This window comes from Paramaledivibacter caminithermalis DSM 15212, from assembly GCF_900142245.1.
In the GTDB taxonomy this organism is placed as follows: domain Bacteria; phylum Bacillota; class Clostridia; order Peptostreptococcales; family Caminicellaceae; genus Paramaledivibacter; species Paramaledivibacter caminithermalis.
Genome location: NZ_FRAG01000016.1, coordinates 32,248 through 53,681 on the forward strand (window position 1 = coordinate 32,248; position 21,434 = coordinate 53,681).

Annotated in this window: 16 protein-coding genes and 3 tRNA genes; 5 read left to right on the forward strand and 14 right to left on the reverse strand. The window is 30.0% G+C overall.

Annotated elements, in window-relative coordinates; all coding sequences use genetic code 11:
- Positions 1-206: 206 nt before the first annotated feature.
- Positions 207-1,745, reverse strand: coding sequence for a M1 family metallopeptidase (locus BUB36_RS08070; protein ID WP_084111852.1), 1,539 nt, complete (start codon positions 1,743-1,745; stop codon positions 207-209).
- A gap of 436 nt (positions 1,746-2,181) precedes the next feature.
- Between BUB36_RS08070 and BUB36_RS08075 the strand changes: the two genes are divergently transcribed.
- The 5 genes from BUB36_RS08075 to BUB36_RS08095 all read left to right on the forward strand — a co-directional run bounded on the left by BUB36_RS08075 (position 2,182) and on the right by BUB36_RS08095 (position 4,751).
- Positions 2,182-3,243: a DnaD domain protein gene (locus BUB36_RS08075; RefSeq protein ID WP_073148830.1), complete on the forward strand. Its 1,062-nt coding sequence runs from the start codon at positions 2,182-2,184 to the stop codon at positions 3,241-3,243.
- Between the two features lie 13 nt (positions 3,244-3,256).
- Positions 3,257-4,243: an ATP-binding protein gene (locus BUB36_RS08080; RefSeq protein ID WP_073148832.1), complete on the forward strand. Its 987-nt coding sequence runs from the start codon at positions 3,257-3,259 to the stop codon at positions 4,241-4,243.
- Positions 4,244-4,367: 124 nt separating this feature from the next.
- Positions 4,368-4,443, forward strand: a tRNA-Lys gene (locus BUB36_RS08085).
- A 45-nt stretch (positions 4,444-4,488) separates the two neighbouring features.
- Positions 4,489-4,563, forward strand: a tRNA-Glu gene (locus tag BUB36_RS08090).
- Positions 4,564-4,675: 112 nt separating this feature from the next.
- Positions 4,676-4,751, forward strand: a tRNA-Thr gene (locus BUB36_RS08095).
- Positions 4,752-4,855: 104 nt separating this feature from the next.
- Here the strand turns inward: BUB36_RS08095 and BUB36_RS08100 are convergent.
- The 13 genes from BUB36_RS08100 to BUB36_RS08155 form a co-directional block, all read right to left on the reverse strand.
- Positions 4,856-6,142, reverse strand: coding sequence for an adenylosuccinate synthase (locus tag BUB36_RS08100; protein WP_073148834.1), 1,287 nt, complete (start codon positions 6,140-6,142; stop codon positions 4,856-4,858).
- A gap of 182 nt (positions 6,143-6,324) precedes the next feature.
- Positions 6,325-8,028, reverse strand: a complete 1,704-nt coding sequence (locus BUB36_RS08105) for a PocR ligand-binding domain-containing protein (RefSeq protein ID WP_073148836.1) — start codon at positions 8,026-8,028, stop codon at positions 6,325-6,327.
- 225 nt (positions 8,029-8,253) lie between these two features.
- Complete coding sequence (ilvD, locus tag BUB36_RS08110; protein ID WP_073148838.1) at positions 8,254-9,912, reverse strand: dihydroxy-acid dehydratase; 1,659 nt, start codon at positions 9,910-9,912, stop codon at positions 8,254-8,256.
- A 207-nt stretch (positions 9,913-10,119) separates the two neighbouring features.
- A complete protein-coding gene (locus tag BUB36_RS08115; protein ID WP_073148840.1) occupies positions 10,120-10,329 on the reverse strand; it encodes a DUF1858 domain-containing protein in 210 nt (69 codons plus the stop codon).
- Positions 10,330-10,592: 263 nt separating this feature from the next.
- Complete coding sequence (locus BUB36_RS08120; RefSeq protein ID WP_084111854.1) at positions 10,593-11,213, reverse strand: GNAT family N-acetyltransferase; 621 nt, start codon at positions 11,211-11,213, stop codon at positions 10,593-10,595.
- Between the two features lie 313 nt (positions 11,214-11,526).
- A complete protein-coding gene (locus BUB36_RS08125) occupies positions 11,527-12,717 on the reverse strand; it encodes an NAD(P)/FAD-dependent oxidoreductase (protein WP_073148842.1) in 1,191 nt (396 codons plus the stop codon).
- A 320-nt stretch (positions 12,718-13,037) separates the two neighbouring features.
- The gene (gene dnaB, locus BUB36_RS08130) at positions 13,038-14,366 is read right to left on the reverse strand and encodes a replicative DNA helicase (protein WP_330390453.1); all 1,329 of its coding nucleotides are present in this window, start codon (positions 14,364-14,366) and stop codon (positions 13,038-13,040) included.
- 251 nt (positions 14,367-14,617) lie between these two features.
- Complete coding sequence (locus tag BUB36_RS08135; RefSeq protein WP_073148846.1) at positions 14,618-16,630, reverse strand: methyl-accepting chemotaxis protein; 2,013 nt, start codon at positions 16,628-16,630, stop codon at positions 14,618-14,620.
- Positions 16,631-16,755: 125 nt separating this feature from the next.
- Positions 16,756-18,165, reverse strand: coding sequence for a PAS domain-containing protein (locus tag BUB36_RS08140; protein ID WP_073148848.1), 1,410 nt, complete (start codon positions 18,163-18,165; stop codon positions 16,756-16,758).
- Between the two features lie 81 nt (positions 18,166-18,246).
- Entirely contained in the window at positions 18,247-18,360 is a 114-nt protein-coding gene (locus BUB36_RS20635) for a helix-turn-helix domain-containing protein (RefSeq protein WP_073148905.1), read from the reverse strand.
- Positions 18,361-18,395: 35 nt separating this feature from the next.
- Entirely contained in the window at positions 18,396-18,557 is a 162-nt protein-coding gene (locus BUB36_RS20640; RefSeq protein WP_131821227.1) for a sigma 54-interacting transcriptional regulator, read from the reverse strand.
- A gap of 431 nt (positions 18,558-18,988) precedes the next feature.
- Complete coding sequence (gene rplI, locus BUB36_RS08150) at positions 18,989-19,435, reverse strand: 50S ribosomal protein L9 (protein ID WP_073148850.1); 447 nt, start codon at positions 19,433-19,435, stop codon at positions 18,989-18,991.
- On the reverse strand, positions 19,435-21,426 hold the full coding sequence (locus BUB36_RS08155) for a DHH family phosphoesterase (protein WP_073148852.1): 1,992 nt from the start codon (positions 21,424-21,426) through the stop codon (positions 19,435-19,437). The genes rplI and BUB36_RS08155 overlap by 1 nt, the downstream gene beginning before the upstream one ends.
- Positions 21,427-21,434: the final 8 nt, after the last annotated feature.

Sequence of the window (21,434 nt, forward strand, 5' to 3'; positions counted from 1 at the left end):
ATTGCTATTTTAGTATATCACATTCTTTTTATACTTACAATATCTTCTAAAGTAAAACCTTACCGTCAACAATTATTATAGATATTCCAGTAAAACAATTAATTTATATACATCAAAAATCCTTAAAAGCTCTGGATATTTTGATATGTATAAATTAAGTTTTACTATTGGAAATCTATATATTAGAATATGTTTATTCAGATGATTTATTCATTTACACCCATAAGCCATTTTTCAAATATATTATTAAGATTTTTATCACAAATCATTTCACACACTTTTTTAAAATCTTCTGTAGTAGCATTTTCATATTTATACTTATCAAAATAGACTTTTAAAATATCAAAAAATGCTTCATCTCCCAATTCTTCTCTAAGATGCTGTAAAAACATAGCCCCTTTATAATATACCAAAGCTTGGTACTCTCTGGAACTATTGAAGTGATCCAAATCTTTTAATATAATTTCATTTTTTCTTTCATCAAAGTTCCTATATAAATTATATCCTGCTAATATCATATTTTTATACATTTTATTTTTTGATTCTTCTCCATATTTTTTTTCATAGTACAGTAAGGTAGAATATTCGGTTAAAGCTTCATCAAGCCACGCTTCTTTAATTTCATTATTTCCTACAACCCCATACCACCACTGATGTCCCGTCTCATGAACAATGATGTATTCTAGCATCTCTCTATTGCTTCTATATATTTCTTCATCTATAAAAACAAGCTTAGGATACTCCATTCCTCCTATATAAAAATCAGAAGCTGCTACTGAAAACTGTTTATATGGATATCTTCCAAAGATTTTATTAAATATATCTATTGAATCCTTAGCCACTTTTAAGGAAATCTCTGCTGCTTCATCCTCAAAATAATAGCTTCTAATAGAAATACCTTGTATCTCATCTTCAATAATTTTATATTTTTTACTTGCTATCATAGCAAAATCTCTTACATTTTGAGCTTCAAAGGTCCACCTGTAGTTTTTCCCAGTGGTTTCCTTCTTAACTAAATCTCCAGTAGATGCCAATACATAATTTGAAGACATAGTCATTATAACTCTATAATTAGAAATATCACTGAAGAAAGGATCTCCTATTGAATGATATGGCTCAAGATTCCAGCCTGATTCATCAACAACTGAAGCTATAGGATACCAATTCCCAAAATTAATTGTGTTTTTCCCAAAGCCAAACCTTCCATATGCTGGTGGAATCTTTATCATAAAATCTATATATATTTTAGTCTTTTCTTGGGGTTCTAATTCATCGTGGAGATTAACCTTTAAAATAGAATTATCCTTGCCCATGATTAAGAAGCTAAGGCTACCCTTTGAGGATTTTACTGAGTTAATGTTAATATATCCTGGTTCAAAACCGTCTTTATAAGCTTCAACAATTTCATTCTCATCAAAGGGGACTGTTTCTTTATATTTAAAGACATTGGGATATATGTGGAAATATATGGATTTTAAATTATTTGGTGATTTATTAATGTATGTAATCTTTTCTGTTCCCTCCATGATCTTTTCTTCTTCATAAAAAACAGCATTGATTTCATATTCGTTAACACTATCTATTTGAGGTATTACTTCATTAAAGACTCTGATTCTATTTTTATGTATTTTTAATATATTTATAGGTATAAGTACAGTCATTAAAATTATTATTGAAATTATTATATTCCTCCTGTATTTTACATCTCTAAATTTAGCCAAAACTTTAAATAAGCACTTTTCCATCGATTATCACCATCCAAGAATAAGTATGAACAAAGGCACCCGTAGGACGTTTTTTGAGTTGCAAGTTCCAAATTCCATGTTTCAAGTTTTAAGGTCATTCTTTTAGGTCTAAAAAACTTTAATTCCTGCTTCTAAAATTTCACTAGCAATAGTTTTAATTTTTCTTCTAGTACTCTATTTTACTCTGTTTTATCTATGCAATTTTTAAAATTATTCTCATCAGTGTATAAAAGAAAAATATAAAATTTAAGGCATAATATACTTTCCCATGTATCATATAAAATATATTTATATAAAAAACTATATGTTTAACTATGAACATTATGTATAAATATTGATAAATAAAAGGTCTGTTATTTATTCCCTATATTACTTTGTACCCAGCAATTATGGTATAATTACTTACAAATACTATTTATTTATGGAAGGTGTTTTTATGAGCTTTGTAAAAAAAACGACCGACATCGATTTCGGCCAAACCCCCATTGAAAACATTTTTATTAATGACTTTATGCCCATGGCTGATGGTACCTATGTCAAGGTATATCTATTAGGATATAAGTATGCAACTGACAGGGATGATAATATAATTGTTGATAATAATACTATTTCTAAACACTTAAATATACCCCTTGTTGACGTCTTAAGGGCATGGGATTTTTGGGAAAAAGCAGGTATAATAAAAAAACACCCAAAGGATACCAATGATAATAATGATTTTACAGTTGAATTTTTATCTTTAAGGCAACTATATATAGATAATAATTATGAACTTAAAAATGTCTCGAACTTTAAAAGTTCTTCAAATTCAAAGGAATACAGCTGTTCACCCGATGATTTGATAAAAGCAAATAAATCACCTGAAATAAAAAACATGTTTTATCAAATTGACCAACTAATGAGAAGACAACTCACAATAAACGAGAGATTAGTAGTCCTTGAATGGATATATAATTTTAATATGGATACTGATATCATAGTAAAAGCATTTGAATACAGTATTGAAAAAAGAAAAGTTAAGAGCATTCGATATGTTGGGGGTATAATAAGAAGCTGGTATGATAGCGGCATAATCAACTTAGAAAAGCTAGAAGGACATTTAAATAGTGTTGATAAGAAATATATATATTATGACAAGATATTTAAAACCCTTGGCTTTAACTTTAGACAGCCCTCAAAGGCTGAAAAAGATACTATGGATATTTGGCTTGATGAATGGAATTTTTCATTAGATATGATACTTAAGGCCTGTGAAAATTCTAAAAAAACTTCTAATCCAAGTATAAATTATATAAACAGCATTTTATTGGCTTGGAAAAATGACGGTATTAATACCCCTGAAGAAGTAGAAATCAAAAACCAAGAAAGAAAGAACTCCAAAGCAAAAAAGATCTCTAGTAAAATTTTTGATAAGAAGAATAAATTCAATGATTTTGAGCAAAGAGCTGTAAAATATTCAAACGCTGAACTTGAAAAAATACTTGGAATAAAAAAGTAAAGTAGGTGGCTTTATGAATAAGCGCTTTATTAGAAACATTTTATTAGAATATGAAAAAAAAAGGGATAATGCTCAAAAAGAATTAGAATATAGGAAATCTCAAGTATATGAATTAATCCCCAGAGTAAAAGAAATAGACGATGAAATAGCTAAAATTGGGATAAAGTTATCTAGAGCAATACTTAATAATCCCAAAAATTATGAAAAGGAAGTTGAAAAAATTAAAACCTATACCGATAAATTGAAACAGGAAAAAGCAATTCTTTTAACTGAAAATAACGTTCCTTTAAACTTTTTAGAAATTCATTATAATTGCAGTCTATGTAATGACACTGGCTTTTTAGATAATGGCTTAAAATGCAATTGTTTAAAACAAAGACTAATAAATGAAGCCTATAATATGTCTAATATATCCTATATTTTGGATAAAGAAAACTTTCAAAATTTTAATATTGATATTTTCCCTAATGAGAAATTTGATGATGAGGATTTAACTCCTAGGGAAAATATGCTAAATATATTAAGCATATCTGAAGGATTTGTTAATAACTTTGATAAAGATAATGGAGAAAATCTGCTTTTCTATGGTACTACAGGTCTTGGCAAAACATTTTTATGTAATTGTATAGCTAAGGCATTACTTGATAAAGGAAAAATAGTAGTATATCAGACTGCTTTTAAAATCCTAGAAATTTTAGAAGAATATAAGTTTAGTAAAGATAGAACACCTGAAATAAAAGAAAGCTATAATTTACTATTTGATTGTGATCTTTTAATTATTGATGATTTGGGTACTGAACTTACAAACACCTTTACTAACGTAGAATTATTTAATATTATAAATACTAGACTTATTAATAATAAAAAAACTATTGTTTCAACAAATAATGCTCCCTTGAAGATTGCTGAAAAGTATAGCGATAGAATTTATTCAAGGATATTTGGTCAATTTACCATCCTAAAACTCTATGGACCAGATTTAAGATGGGAAACAAATTAAATCAGTGTAAAGAAATATTCGCCCCTTGGCGAATATTTCTTTACCCAAATTATACCTTAAAATATTTTGTAGATTTTTGTTGACATACTAGATATTCTGTTGTAATATATATAACTGTGAGCAAGACCCATTAGCTCAGTCGGTAGAGCACCTGACTTTTAATCAGGGTGTCCCGCGTTCGAGTCGCGGATGGGTCACCAGCTTTGTTTATATAAGGTACTAATAACGTATCTTTTTAATAGTCTGGCCCCTTGGTCAAGCGGTTAAGACACCGCCCTTTCACGGCGGTAACAGGGGTTCGAGTCCCCTAGGGGTCACCAATTCTTAAGATTAAGACTAAGATTAAGAATTTAAAGTCAGTCTTTGTGGTCTTTAAAAGACTCTAAAGGATTGACTAAAGATTATCTTAAACTTAATCTCAATCTTAAATATGCTGGCGTAGCTCAATTGGTAGAGCAGCTGACTTGTAATCAGCAGGTTGCGGGTTCGAGTCCCATCGCCAGCTCCATTATATAAAAAGGGATGTATGATAAGTTGCATATGTCTCTTTTTTCTATTTTTTGCTCTAAAAATCAGATAAAAGAACTACGGTCATTGCTGACCGTAGTTCTTTTATCTGAATATATTATCCCTAACTATTGTTTGACTTCTTTTTGGTCCAATTGAAACAATTTTTACAGGTATTCCTACTAATTCTTCGATTCTCTCTATATATTTTTTTGCATTCTTTGGCAGTTCTTCAAAGCTTTTAGCCCCTGATATATCTTCATTCCATCCTTCAAGTTCCTCATAAACAGGCTCACATTGCTCAAGAACCTTTAAGGATGCAGGGAAGTTATTGATTATTTTATCTTCTATTTTATATGCTGTACAAATTTTAATTTTCTCAAATCCAGTAAGCACATCTAAAAGCATTAATGCTAAGCATGTCATACCATTTATTCTAGCAGAATACTTAACCATTACAGAATCAAACCATCCACACCTTCTTGGTCTACCTGTTGTCGTACCAAATTCGTTTCCTGCTATTCTGATTTTATCTCCTGTTTCATTATCCTCCTCAGTAACAAATGGGCCCTTACCTACCCTTGTAGTATAGGCTTTAGCTATACCAAGAACTTCTTCTATCATATTTGGCCCTATACCACTGCCTATTGTAAAGCCTCCTGAAATAGGATGTGAACTTGTTACATAGGGATAAGTTCCTAAATCTATATCAAGTAATGTTCCTTGAGCTCCTTCAAATAGAACTTTTTTATTGTTTTTTACTTCATCATATACTATAACTGTAGTATCATCTACATAAGATCTTATTTTTTCAGCATATGCTAAGTATTTTTCAATAATTTCATCTTTATCTAAGGGTTTTTGATCATAAATTTTTTCTATTATCTTATTCTTTTTCTCTACTTGAGCAGTGACCTTCTGAATAAGCACTTCTTTATCCATCAAATCACATATTCTTATTCCAGATCTTTCTACTTTATCCATATAGCATGGACCTATACCCTTTTTAGTAGTCCCAATCATCTGGTCTCCTCTAGCCTCTTCAGCAAGGGCATCTATAACCTTGTGATATGGGAATATTACATGGGCTCTATCGCTTATTTTTATATTTTTTGTACTAATTCCTTGTGCTTCAAGCTTTTCCACTTCTTTTAGGAATCCTTCTGGATCAAATACTACTCCATTTCCAATAACATTTATTGTTTCAGGATAAAGTATTCCTGATGGGATCAAATGAAGAGCATACTTTTTATCTCCAACTACTACAGTATGTCCTGCATTATTTCCACCTTGGCCTCTAACAACTACATCTGCCTCAGCAGCTAAATAATCTATAACCTTTCCTTTTCCTTCATCTCCCCATTGTGCTCCAACAATAACTACCGTTGACATTTCACACACCTTCCTTCAAAACGTTAACTCCGAACGCACATATCTAATATTATCAAAATCACTAGTAATAGTCAATTAATTTGCGAATATTATTTTGTATATCATATAAAACATTCGCTACCTCAGGCAAATTAAGCTCTTCTTTGTTATGGATGTGTGATCATAAAAGAAATATTCTAAACCTAATCTCTGTGCTTTAATCTATATTCTTTAGGTGTACATTTTTCAATCTTTTTAAAGATATAACTAAAGTAGCTTATATTACTACAGCCTACCTTCTTGCCAATCATTGATATCTTCATATTTGTTTTTATTAAATACTCCTTTGCCTTTTCTATGCGAATTCTATTAATATAGTCAGAGAGTGACATTTGATTCTCTTCGTTAAAAATCTTACTTAAGTAATTAGGGCTTATATAAAACTTTTCAGCAATAGATTTTAGATTAAGATCTTGATAATAATTTTCTTTAATGTATAAATTAACACGATTAATTATACCTTTATCATTTTTATGAAGTCCTTGCTTTAAATCTTTTATGCAGTCATTAATAAACTCTACTGCTATTATTTGTAATTGAGTATAATCATAAGCATTATCTATTACTTTTTTATATTTTCTTCTTATTTTAGATATGCTTTGAGCGTCATGGGTTTCTTTATATAGTATTCTTGATATAACTGTAAATAATTCAATAAATACACATTTTATTGCTGTAAGAGGTATATTTTTATCTTCATAATCTTTAATAATATCCTTGATAATTATTATGCTCTTATTTTCATCTAGTATCCTCACACAGTTTTCTAAATCGGCTTCTTTTTCAAAAGGATATTCAATATCATCTATATAATTTATATTATCTTGCTGGTAATTAACAACGTTAAGTTTGGAACTCATCTCATACTTTAATAGTTTCTTATTAGATTCATTTAAAGCATCTTCTAAATCAATATTGTGCTGTATTTTCTCTAAAATCTCCTTATTTTTCTCCTTTAATTCACTCTGGATTATGCTGTTCTCAATAATTCCAGTTATATATCTAGATGTTGCTATTAGAGATTCCTCTAAAGCATATAATCTGCTTTTCGGAACCAGTGGCATATTATCATAGGCACTTTGTAGCTTTTTAAAGCTTATATCATGCTTTTGGGATATTAAATAAAGCTTTTCTTGAATATTATCTGGTCTATTAATAAGCAAATGTCCGCACTTTATATACCCTATGATACTATTTTTTACTAATATAGGAATCCAAAGAGTTATAATATTATTGTTACATATACAAACATCCTCTATCTTGGAAAAAGGACTCTTAGTTACCGAAGTAAGTTCTTCCTCACAATTTCCTACATGGGGACATAACCCACAAAATGAATTTAGTCCCACAAATTTTGTTATGTCACATTTATTAGCATCGGTAATTTTTACAGAAAGCTGTAAAAGATTAGATAAATCCTTCTGTATATTTTCAAGAAGTTCAATATCAACATAATCTAATATATGCTTATTACTTATAGCAGGTATGCCTGACTGAAAATCCATTGTTTTTGCAGGAGCATATATAATCATTATGATAAGGTCTACATCTTCCATATTAGTAACTTCATGTTCAGTATAAGGTGGACAATGAAGTATCATTCCTTGACTAATTATTTTTTCTTCGTCATTTATTCGATGTATCCCTTTACCCTGCAATGTATATAATATCTGTTCTTCACCAAAATGAAAATGTCTAACGTGTTTAGATTTTGGAAATAATTTTACCAAACCAACACTCATTCTTTCTAGATTGGGCTGCTTTGGTTCGTGAATCCATATAACCTCACCCCACTCAAATTTCTGTATATCTTCACTGTGATCTGGAAAAATTAAAGTATTTTTCATTTTTTGATCATCCTTTGATATAAATCTAATTTAATTATCCAATTATATCATATTTTTTGCTATTAAAAAAAGTCCAATTTCGTGTAGTCATTGAAATATGTGGTTCTTGGCTTTAATGCTCCACGAAATTGAACCTTTATCAAAGAATATCAAGTTTATTAAAAAATTTACTTTGCTGTTAAAATAAAAGCTATCAATAATCTACTTTAAATAATATATCGTATGTTATTTTAATACTGCACCAGTATTGGCTGATGTAACTAATTTTGCATATCTAGCTAGATATCCCTTCTTAACCTTTGGTTCAGGCTTTATATGTTTTTCTTTTCGCCTATCTATCTCATCTTGACTTAACTTTACTTCTAGCTTCTTATTAGGAATATCTATCTCTATAATATCTCCATCTTCTATAAGACCTATTAAACCTCCCTCCATAGCTTCTGGAGATATATGTCCTATAGCTGCTCCTCTAGTTGCTCCAGAAAATCTTCCATCCGTAAGCAATGCTACATCCTTATCAAGTCCCATACCAGCTATGGCGGATGTAGGAGAAAGCATTTCTCTCATCCCAGGGCCACCCTTTGGTCCTTCATATCTTATTACAACTACATCACCTTTTTCAATTTTTCCTTGGAATATGGCATTAACAGCATCTTCCTCTGAATTAAAAACCTTGGCTGAACCTTTATGATTAAGCATCTCGTCTGCAACGGCGGATTCCTTAACGACGCATCCATCGGTAGCAAGGTTTCCTGTAAGTATTGCTAATCCTCCTGTTGATCTATAAGGTTCTTCCACAGATTTTATTACATCTCTATTGCGTATCTTTGCATTTTCTATGTTTTCTCCAACAGTAAGACCTGTGATAGTAATTAAATCCTCTTTTATAAGTCCTTTTTTAGCAAGCTCCTTCATCAAAGCTGGTATTCCTCCTGCTAAATGAAGATCTTCCATATGATGTTTCCCACTTGGACTCAGTTTTGTAAGATAAGGTGTTTTTTGACTTATCTCATCGAATAAATCAAGCTTGAGCTCTATACCTGCTTCATGGGCTATGGCTGGTAAATGTAGTACAGTATTTGTAGAACCTGCCATGGCCATATCTACAGTTATAGCATTTTTAAAGGCATCTAGGGTTAATACATCAAGAGGTTTTATATCCTTCTCTATACATTCCATTACCTTCATTCCAGCATATTTTGCCAGTCTTATCCTTTCACCAGAATGAGCCATAGCTGTACCATTGTATGGTAGCCCCATACCTAAAACTTCGGTTAAACAATTCATACTATTTGCAGTAAATAATCCTGAACAAGAACCGCATCCTGGACATGCTTTTCTTGAAATATTCTCTAATTCATCATCAGAAATCTGTCCTTTTTGATATGTTCCTACCTTTTCAATTATTGTACTAAAATCAATATTTTCTCCATTATATTTGCCAGCCCTCATTGGTCCACCACTTACAACTACACAAGGAATATTTAATCTGGCAGCTGCCATCAGCATGCCAGGAATAATCTTATCACAATTTGGTATTAAAACTAGTCCGTCAAATCCATGGGCTAATGCCATTGCTTCTACTGAATCAGCAATTAATTCTCTACTTGCTAAAGGATACTTCATTCCCTCATGACCCATTGCTATTCCATCACATATCCCTATAGCTGGAAACTCTATAGGTGTTCCGCCTGCCATTGCTACTCCCTTTTTTGCTGCCTCGGCAATCTGGTCCAAATGTATGTGCCCTGCAATAATTTCGTTATGTGCATTTACAATACCTATTAAAGGCTTGTCTATTTCCTCTTTAGTGTATCCCATTCCGTAAAGTAATGATCTAGCTGGAGCACCTTTAGCTCCTTTAAATATCTTATCACTTTTCAAGTCGATCTCTCCCTTTCTCTACTTTTAATAAATTATATATTATGTTACTATTGAATATTTACAGAATATTATATATTTTTTAATTTTCGACAATATCAAAATATTAATATTTTCTATTAATATTTTAATACATAAAAAAGAACCTATAAAATAGACTCTTTTCTCTACAATCTATCCTATAGGTTTTATTTTATATTAAACACTATATTATTCTCCTTGATTTTCAAGGTATTCATTTAAATCATTAACCAGTGTATCTACATCTACTTCGTGAACTTTAGCAGCATCATTTATACTTTCCATGTTAGCACCTGCGCACCCTAAACAATGTAATCCATGCTTTATGAATATAGGAGCAGTTCCTCTATTCATCATTAAAACTTCAGCAATAACCGTATCCTTAGTTATTTTTGCCATTAATTTACCTCCTCATTTTTCAACATCTACTATACATTATACCATTTATCTGAACTATATAGGGTTTACATAGTAAAACTTAAAATAAATTTCAGAGAAAATAATAAACGCTTCTACATTTTTCTTTGAAATTTATTAAACCTTGAAGTTGTTTATCTCTATTATTTATTTTCAAGTTTAACAGGAGGTATATAGTTATCCATATTATATTCACCCTTGTGGAAATATTTATTCACAGTTCAAACTCAAGTTATCCACATTATTCACAGAGTTATCAACAGTTTTTCTCTTTCTTTGTGGAAAAGGTATTTTTCCTTGGTTATATTCATATAATAGTAATTCGTAACTAATTTCCCATTATTAATTTTGAATTCTTTATTGCTCTCTACAATTTTTTTCATTATTTTTAAACCAATATTCTGTTCCTCAAATTCATCTAGTATCTCCTTCCATATTTCAAACCCACATTTTTGATAACATCGAAGGGCTCTTTTGTTAAATTTTGCTACCTTGAGATTTAATTTCCTCATCTTTAAAACATTAAAATAAAAGTCCAAAAAATTACTGAGTGCATCTGTTCCATAACCCTTGTTTAATTTATTAGGATCAAAAACTATTCCTAATTCACTCTCTCTTTTTATAAATTTAATATCTCTAAGGGAAATATATCCTATAATATTATTTTTAAAATCTTCAATTGTAAAGCATTTTCTTCTAAAACTTTTCGCTTTAATCCTATACCATAAATCCCTCTCTTGTTTTGATAGATTTGGAAAGTTATAGTGTAAGAAAACAGGATCCTCATGTTTTCCCCACAATACCATTTTATCCACATCTTCTCTTTTAAGCTTTCTTATTTTAATACTATCCCCCACTATCATCATTATCCATCTCCCTAAGAGACAAAGAGCTTTTAAGCCTTTGTCAGTTCTAAGCTCCAAGATTTAAGATCATATTTTCAATCTTGAAAAATAAAACTAAACTTAAAGATTTCATAAGAATTTAAGTAAAGACTTTAATTTATACATGTCCAAAACGCCTAGAAGCATTGCGTATTTGTACATGTATAAATTAAGTTTTACTATATAAATTTTATATAAATAACCAACTCTAAAGTATTATACATTTCATAGAAAAAATGTAAAAGCGTTTGTTATTTTCTATGAAATTTATATTAGGTTTTAATATTGTTTATCCTTAAAGACTATTTAATATTTCTTGTGGTGTAATATCTTTATTGAGCATATTACTAATGTCCCTATTTTCATTTACTGCCTTTTTTAAAGCTATCATTTTCTTTATGTCTCCTATAAGTATTCCACCAATTAATTTACCACTATCTAAAAACAGCTTATGAAAATAATTTTCACCTTGAATTTTAATATCTTTTTCTGTATTGTTTACATTTCCAACTGAAAACATTTTTATGTTTCCAATAAGTAATGTTGCAGCAGGTTTTGGCATATTGTATTCTTTTTTATTACCGCACATATTGGCTCCTGCAACTTTACCTTGATCCATGGCTACTGACCACAATGCAAGAACTAAATCATTATACTGAGCTATATCTCCAGCAGCATATATGGACTCTATATTAGTTTCCATATGATTATCAACCACTATTCCTCTTTCCACATTAATATTAGTTCCTTCTGTAATCTTTAAATTTGACCTAACACCAGTAGAGATTAAAACTAAATCGCTATCAACTATTCTTTTATCCTTTAGTTTAATACCACTTACAATCTTATCACCTAGAATTTCTTGTGCTACAGCATCAAAATAAAAATTTAGTCCTTCTTTTTCCAACTGTTCTTGTAGATATATCCCTAGTTCTTTATCAAGCTGTCTAGGCAGTAAATAAGGTGAAAACTCTATTATATTTACTTTTTTTCCCAGTTTATGCAATGACCATGCTGCCTCTAGCCCTAAAAGCCCTCCTCCAATAACAGAAATTGTACTGCATTTTTTAACATATCTTTGTATTTGAGTCAAATCATTTATAGTTCTTAGTACAAATACACCCTTCTTATCAACTCCAGTAATGGGTGGAACAAATGGACTGCTTCCATTTGCTATTAAAAGCTTATCATATGTTATTTTCCCTTTATTATCAGTTATTACTTCTTTATCTTTTGAATTAATACTAATTACCTTTGTATTTAATAATACTTCAATTTTTCTTTCTTTATACCAGTTTTCATCGTATACAAGTAATTCATCCATAGAATAATCTTCTTTACTGATAAAATGAGAAAGCTTTACTCTATTATATGTTAAATATTCTTCTCTCCCAATTAATATTATTTTTCCTTCCATATCATTTTTTCTTATTTCTTCTGCTGCAGATAACCCTGCTATTCCATTACCAACTATTACATAATTCATACTATCTACCTCCATCAATAAGTTTATACATAACCAACAATATATAGATATTCTAGTAAAACAATTAATTTATACACATCAAAAATCCTTAAAAACTCTAGATATTTTGATATTTATAAATTAAATTTTACTATTGGAAATCTATATTTTTGATTATTTCTACTAATAAATACCCGCTTTTCTTCAAGAATAAACAAAAGCAGTCACGAAATTTATCGAGACTACTTTGATTAATAATCCTTCTTATATATTGTATTTTTTCCAAAAAGGTCAACATCAATTCTTAATATTAACCTTAAAAAGCCTTAACCCCATAAAAATTACTCTCTAAATTTTTCAAGATTTGCAAACTTAGTATATTGTCCAAGCCATGCCAGCTCTACAGTTCCAGTTGAACCATTACGTTGCTTGGCTATTATAACCTCTCCTATGCTCTTCTTTTCACTATCGGGATGATAGTATTCATCTCGATATAAAAACATAACTATATCGGCATCCTGTTCTATGGCCCCTGATTCCCTAAGGTCAGAAAGAATAGGCCTATGATCTGCCCTAAGTTCTGGAGCACGTGATAGCTGCGATAAGGCAATAACTGGGCAATCCATCTCCCTAGCAAGTATCTTTAATGCTCTAGAAATAGCCGAAATCTCCTGCTGTCTACTATCGGACTTGGTATGAGACTCCATAAGCTGAAGGTAATCTATCATTATTAAATCTAAACCTTGCTCCATCTTAAGTCTTCTGCACTTTGATCTCATCTCCATAACATTAATACCTGGAGTATCATCTATAAATATCTTGGCTTGAGCCAACGGTCCCATGGCATTAGCAAGCTTGGGCCATTGATCTTCACTAAGTTGACCTGTTCTTAACTTTTGAATCTCTATATGTGACTCAGCACTTAGCATACGCTGTACCAACTGTTCCTTTGACATCTCTAAGCTAAATATAGCAACCGATGCTCCTGATCTTATAGCCGCATTTTGACATACATTTATTGAAAAAGCTGTCTTTCCCATTGCAGGTCGTCCTGCTATTAGAATAAGATCTGATTTTTGAAGCCCAGAGGTCTTCCTATCAAGATCGACAAATCCAGTTGATAAACCAGTTATTCCTCCCTCGCTACTATAAAGCTCTTCTATCCTATCAAAGGTTTCTAGAAGAATTTCCTTTATAGGAGAAAAGCCCTCCTTATTTGCATTTTGAGAAATATCAAATATCTTTCTCTCAGCAAGGTCTAGAAGCATCTCTGCTTCTTCAGCTTCATATCCCTTTTCTACTATCTCTGTAGATGCTTTTATTAAACGTCTAAGCAAAGCCTTTTCTGCTACAATCTTAGCATAATACTTTGCATTTGATGTTATTATCCCCGATGTAGATAAATCCGATAAATAAGTTACTCCTCCCAATGCTTCAAGGGTTCCTCGCCTAGATAATTCTTCAGAAAGTGTAACTAAGTCTACAGGTTCATCTCTATTATATAAATCAATTATGGCTTCATATATTTCTTTATGGGAATCTTTATAAAAATCCTCATTCTTCAGCATTTCACTAGCAACGATTATTGCTTCCTTATCTAAAATCATTGCTCCTAAAACAGATTGTTCCGCTTCAACATTATGGGGAGGTATTCTTCCAAAGTGTTCCATAAACATCACCTTTTCTATAGGGGATTAAATCTCCTAATATATATTTATAAAATAAATATCTTGTTCATTAATATTTCTATTGCTGTAAAAAGCTCCATTTACAATATCTATTATATCATTACTTGTATCTGTCTGTACCAATTTTTTATCAATAGACTACTCTGAAAATATATATTTTCAGAGTAATACAATAGATTAAATTAATAAAGAATCAGTTCAAAATGAACCAATTCTTAATTCAATCATATTCTTTAAACTTTAAATTTTCCTACCATATTATTTAATCCCTTTGCTAACTCCATCTGTCTTTCAGCAACCCTTGCTGCTGCATCTATAGCCTTAGTTGTTTCAGTTATATTAACAGCAATATCATTGGAACTAGATGCTGCTTGTTCTATTGACTCAAATACAATTTCAATAGCTTGGGACACTTCTTCCATTGAAGCCAATATCTCTTCTGTACTGGCTGCAAAATCTTCAACCAAAACACTAATCAAGTCGGAATCCTTCATATATTGTGTACCCGTTTCAACTAAAATTTTATAATCATTTTTCACTTTCCCTTCAATAAATTTCAATATATCTCCAGCATTAACAGTAAGATCTCTAAATGCATCTTGGACTTCTTTAATGGTTGTTTTAATATTTAATACGGTTTCTGTAGACTGATCAGCTAGCTTTCTGACCTCATCTGCTACAACTGTAAAACCTCTTCCTTGTTCTCCTGCTCTTGCGGCTTCAATAGCTGCATTTAGTGCTAAAAGATTTGTTTGCTCTGCAATCTGGGAAATAGTATTGGACATTATCTCTATTTCATTAATTATTTTACTTTTTTCAAAGGCCTTAGAAATATCTGCTTGTTTTTCTTTAATTAAACTTTCAGCCATTTCTGTAGACTTTTCAGCATTATTTTTCATTACTTTAGCCCTATTCCCTATTTCTTTGGAAAGTATACTCCCTTCCTCAGCTTTTTCAGCAAGCTGTCTTGTTGCACCAGTTACTTCAGCAATCGATACATTTATTTTTTCTGTAGAAGCACTGCTTTCTTCCATACCTTTAGTAATCTGTTGAATACTATCATTAATGTTTTGGGCTTGATCTGTAATTGCTTCAACTGACTCCGAAAGTTCTTCAGCAGAATTAGTTACAGTATACACACTATCCTTTACTTGACTTATTAGCTGGTGTATTTTTTCAATAAAAACATTAAACCATTTAGAAAGGATACCTATCTCATCCTTTGATTTAATCTCTAATCTTCCTGTTAAATCTCCTTCTCCCTTAGCAATATCCTTAAACATATCTTTAGTCTCGTTGATTGGTTTTGTTATAAGCTTGGAAATAAGCAATATAAGAAAAATTGATACTAAAAAAGCAATAATAATTATTGTTATAATAATTCTTATCTTGTTCTTTACATCCTTATTAATTAATTGAATAATATCCTTATTTATTTCTTCAACTAATGGTTCAATTTTATGTACTGTACTTCTATAATCTCCAATAAGCCCGTCAGTACTTTTAAGCCCTATTTCTTTATCAATAGAAACCACTTTATTAAATTTATCCACATATGTATTTATTAGAATATTTATATCCGCCTTGACAGAATCATCATAATTAGAATTATTCAAGACAGTTCTAAGCTGCAAAATTATCTTTGTTAACTTATCAGCATATTTTGTATCCTTCCTTAAGAAGTAATCTTTTTCAGCTCTCCTAGCTTGCAGTATTAAAATTTTTAAATCTTTATTGTGTGGTAAATTTTCTATCATATTTTCAAATCTATGAACCTTACTCCTTAGTTCACCAATAAATCCATAGTCTTCAAAGCCTCTTAATTTTTTCTTATCCGCAACCTCTAAAAATCTCTTATGATATTCCTTTATCAAAACTTCCATCTCATCAAATTTCTTTATGCTTTCGGGGTTGTCTATTATATCTTTATTCTTTTTTATTAAATTTATTTTTTTCATAAATTTTTCATAATTTGATTGGAACTTATCTATATACTTGCTTTTTCCTGTCTTAAAAAAGTCTGGATTCCTTACTTCATGTATAAGAAAGTCTTTTTCGTTTCTCCTCATTTCCAGCATAAGTTTATTTAAATTATTATTATTTAGTAACAAATAAATATCATGTTCTGCAATACTCTTTATTCCTAAATAGGATACTATTCCTACTAATATACAAGAAATCATTATTAAATAAAATCCTAATCCTAATTTTGTTCTAATTTTAAAATCTTTAAATCTCCTTTTCATCTTTTGCCATCACTCCTATTATTTTATTTATAATAATTATTAAAGAGACCTAAATTCACCTATTGTTACAGCTTATACCTAATCAGTTTTTTATGTAAATTTTACATACGCCGTCTATGGTTACATTAATTTTTAATTTCTTCTGCTTCTTTAAGCTTTGTAATATCTTTAGAAAATATAACAAACTTTTCTGCGATACCATAATTGTTAAAAATAGGATAAAGAGTAATATTAAAATACCTTTCCCCAAGTTCCTGTTCAAAGGCTATATAACTTTTACTCTTAATAAATTCATTGAGTTTCTTTTTTATCTTTTCTTTTAATTCTGGTGAAATAAAATCAAAAATGTTTAAGCCTATAGCTTCAGAAACCTTTAATCCTAACTCTCTAGAACCCGTTTCATTTAATGAAAAGATAGTTCCTTCCCTATCTATTAATATTAAAACCTCTGTTATACCATTTATAAATGCTTCTCCTATTTTTCTACTTTGCCGTAAAGTATTTTCAATAATCTTAAGATGGGTTATATCCTGAAATACCACTACTCCATTGGCTATATTATCCTTATCATCATATATAGGGGTGCTAGATACTAAGATAATTTTCTCTTTTTTATCTTTTCTTCGTAAAAGTATCTCTGCATCCTTTATAACTCTTCCTTTTTCAATGGTCTGCCAATAAGGTAATTCTTTTAGAGGAATTTCTGACCCATCTAACCTATGAAGATAATAGGCTCTTTTATTTGAATCAGTAAATCTACCACCTATTTTATTGGCAATAGTACCTAATATATTAGCAGAAGTAGCATTATTTAAAATAATATTTCCTTTTGTGTCAAAAACAACGATACCAACTGGCATTGCATCTAAAAGAGATATCAATGTATCGTTAGAATTAAGAAGCTTACTATTTAAATCCTCAATTTTCCTTTGTTTATTATCCATTTCTATCTTTAATAGCATATTTTTATTAGAATCATTTATAACAAATACAATAAAACATAATATCATTAAGGATATAATTGTCGTACTCATATTATTCTTTAACCATGAAGAATTAGAAACAGGTACAACAAACCATATTATCACAGCCCTAATAATACAATAGACCGAATAAACTAACAATGTACTTTTTATGCTGAAAAATCTATATTGATTATCGAAAACTTTAGACTTATAAAAAAGAGCCCCTACTATAATTGGAATAACTATACTCAAAATTATTCCTTGCCAAACCATTGCTCCTCCTATGTAATAACGAAATAATGAAGGCAAAATACAAGATATCAGACCAGCTTTCCAACCGTATACATAGGAAATAAAAAAAAGTGGTATACTTCTTATATCAAAAAATAATTCTTCATTCATATAGGAATTGAACATGCTTAAAATTGATGTTAAGCTGGCATAAATAGAAAATATCCAAATATTAAATCTATGAATACTTGTCTTTTTAGAAGTATAATCTCTCAATTTAAGACCTATAAAAAGAGCTCCAACAACTAAAAACACATTATCAAAAAATGAATGGAGCATTAAATTTCACCTCTGTAGTTTTTTTTATGTCAATTAAGCTACTCAAAATAGCTTTTATAAATTTAAAATTATGAATGGCTTCTATATCTCTATACAGTATTTTTCAATCTTATTATATAATGTTTTCTTACTGATCCCTAAAATTTTTATAGCATCATCCTTATTTCCTTTAAAGGGGGGAATTTTATATTGAATTCATTAATCCTATAGGATAAATCATTTTGAAACCTTCATCTTTTGACTTCTTTTTGTATATCTTTATTGGTAGCACATATAAGTCTAAAATCATAAAATAGTGGATTATTTCCGCCTAATGGTTCAAAAACTTTAACTTCAAGATTCCCTTTGTAAAGGACTTTCTTTAATAAGTATGTAAAACCTCTGAAGATAATACTTCAATTCTACAATAAATTATGTTTTTCGACAAGTTTCACTTATTATAATTATATAATATATTGATAATTTCTTATAAAAAATGTTTTTAATCTTAAAAAACAAAGCGTCTTCGGCGCATTTTGGTTGTAAGCTCCAAGTTCCAAGTATTAGGGTTTTTCTAATAAGTTTTAAAAGAAGTTAATTCACACTAATATTTTACTGATAATAGTTTTAATTTTCTATTTTACTGTGTTTTAGCTATACAATTTCTTCCAAAAAAATTTGAGTTCCTAGACAATGAAATAGTACATAAAACTAGCCCTGATATACATATCAGGGCTAGTTTTATGTAAATTTTACAACAATCTTTCTTTTAAATGTAATTTTTACCTAGGAAAAAAACGTCTATAAATCTTTATGGTATCTAAAGATGCTTTTTAGTTAGCTTTTATTCAGCTGTAACTTCCACCTTCATCTTTGCACTAACTTCTGGATATACTTTTACTTCAACATATACTGCTCCTAGTTCTTTTATAGAACCATCTAAAACTATTTTTCTCTTATCAATATTTATTTTATACTCACTTTTCAATTTAGCCGCTATATCCTTAGAAGTTATAGAACCAAACAGTTTTCCTCCTTCTCCTGCCTTACTCTTAAATTTAAGTTTTATATTGGAAATTCTTTCGGCTAATTCCTTAGCCTCTTTTAATTCCTTTTCCTTTCTTTTCTTTTCAGATGCTCTTTGAGCCTTAAGACTTTTTATATTACCTTCGGTAGCTTCCTTTGCTAGACCTCTTGGGATTAAATAATTTCTTGCATGCCCATCACTTACGTTTATAACATCTCCCTTTTTTCCTGTTCCTTTGATATCCTTTAATAAAATTACCTTCATTATTTATCACCTTCCTCCAAGTATTCTTCAATTGAATTTATTAGCATGTTTTTTACTTCATGGGTAGTGACATCCTTTAGCTGAGCTCCTGCTACTGTAAGATGTCCTCCACCACCTAATTTTTCTAAAATCCTTTGAACATTTATGTCTCCAAGGGACCTCCCACTAATAAAAACTATATTGTCTTCCTTAGTCCCAATTACAAAGGATGTATTTATTCCTCTTATATTTAAAAGTTCATCTGCCCCTTGAGCAACTACTAATTGAGGATTCTTAATATTTTCATCACATACTGATATAGCAATTCCATCCTTAACTATCTCTGCATTTCTAACAACATTTGCCTTTGCTATAAATGTTGTAATGTCATCTTGGAATAGCTGCCTTACCTCTGTAGTATCAGCTCCAGCCCTTCTAAGTAATGAAGCTGCTTCAAAGGTTCTTACTCCTGTTTTAAGAGCAAAATTCTTAGTATCAACAGTTATACCACCTAGCATTGCCTCTGCCTCTATTTTCTCTAGGTTTATCTTGGTATCCATGTACTGAAGAATCTCAGTAACAAGTTCACATGTAGATGATGCATATGGCTGTAAATAAGTAAGCACAGTATTTTCAATGAATTCTGTTCCTCTTCTATGATGATCTATAAGAACTGTTCTATTGCTCTTATTAATGAGTTGAGGACATTCTGTAAATCCAGGTCTATGGGTATCTACCACCACTATCAGATCCTTTTCACCAAATATATCCACAGCTTCATCACATGTTATAAAGTTATATTCTTCTTTATCTTTAAATTTACTATATACGTTTTCAATAGCAGCATTTATTTTATTTAAAACTATATAGGCTTTCTTATCTCTATTTATGGCTGCCCTATATACTCCTATAGCAGCCCCAAAACTATCCATATCAGGAGACTGATGACCCATTATTATTATTTTATCGCTCTGATCTATTAATTGCCTTAAAGCATGGGCTATAATTCTAGCCTTTACCTTGTTTCGTTTTTCCACTGCTTTAGTTTTTCCTCCATAGAATTCAAAGGAATCTATTTTTCTAACTACAGCTTGATCTCCACCTCTTCCTAAAGCCAGCTCTAAAGCTGAAGAAGCAAATTCTTCTAAACGACTTAAATTTTTACCATTGACTCCAACACCGATGCTTAAGGTTGGTGGAATTTTATTTCCTAAATCTATTTCTCTTATATCGTCCAATATTGTAAATCTTTTTGCTTCTAGATTATCAAGATACCTATTTTCAAATACAACTAAATATTTATCTTTTTGATATTTTTTTACTAATCCATTCATTCTTGATACCCATATGTTTATGCTTCGATCAATTTCTGCAATAACTAATGGTCTATATTCTTCATCAGTCTCTTTGAGAACATCATCATAATTATCTATCTGTATAAATGCTACATTAGGTTTTTCATTATTATATTTAGTTTTTAAATTATAAAAATTAGTATTCTCTAACCAATATAGCATTATTATATATCTCTCTTCATGCTCATTGTCAAGCTTAACTATACTATGCCGAACTCGATATATCTTATCCTTTATCTTTATATCTTTTATCCTTTCATTTTCTTCTAAAAGCTTATTGATATCAATTGCTGGTACGATTTCTTCTATATTTTTATCCAATATATCTTTTTCTTCCATCATTTCAATAAATTTGGAATTGTACCATGATATACTTCCATCAAATTCAACTATAGTTAAGGGCATTGGTAGGTTAAGTAATGAATATCTTGCAACCGAATCTATTTCTGCAGATAAATTCTCAATATACTTCTTCCATTTTTCTTTACGTACATGATTAGATTTCCAACTGTGATAAATAAGATATGCTAATAAAGCTACCCCAAAAACTCCCAAGTATAGATTATACATAAAGATAATCATAACCATAACTACAATAATCCAAAGATATATCTTGGTATCAGGAATTAGGATTTTAAGAAATCTCTTATTATTCATAATTACAC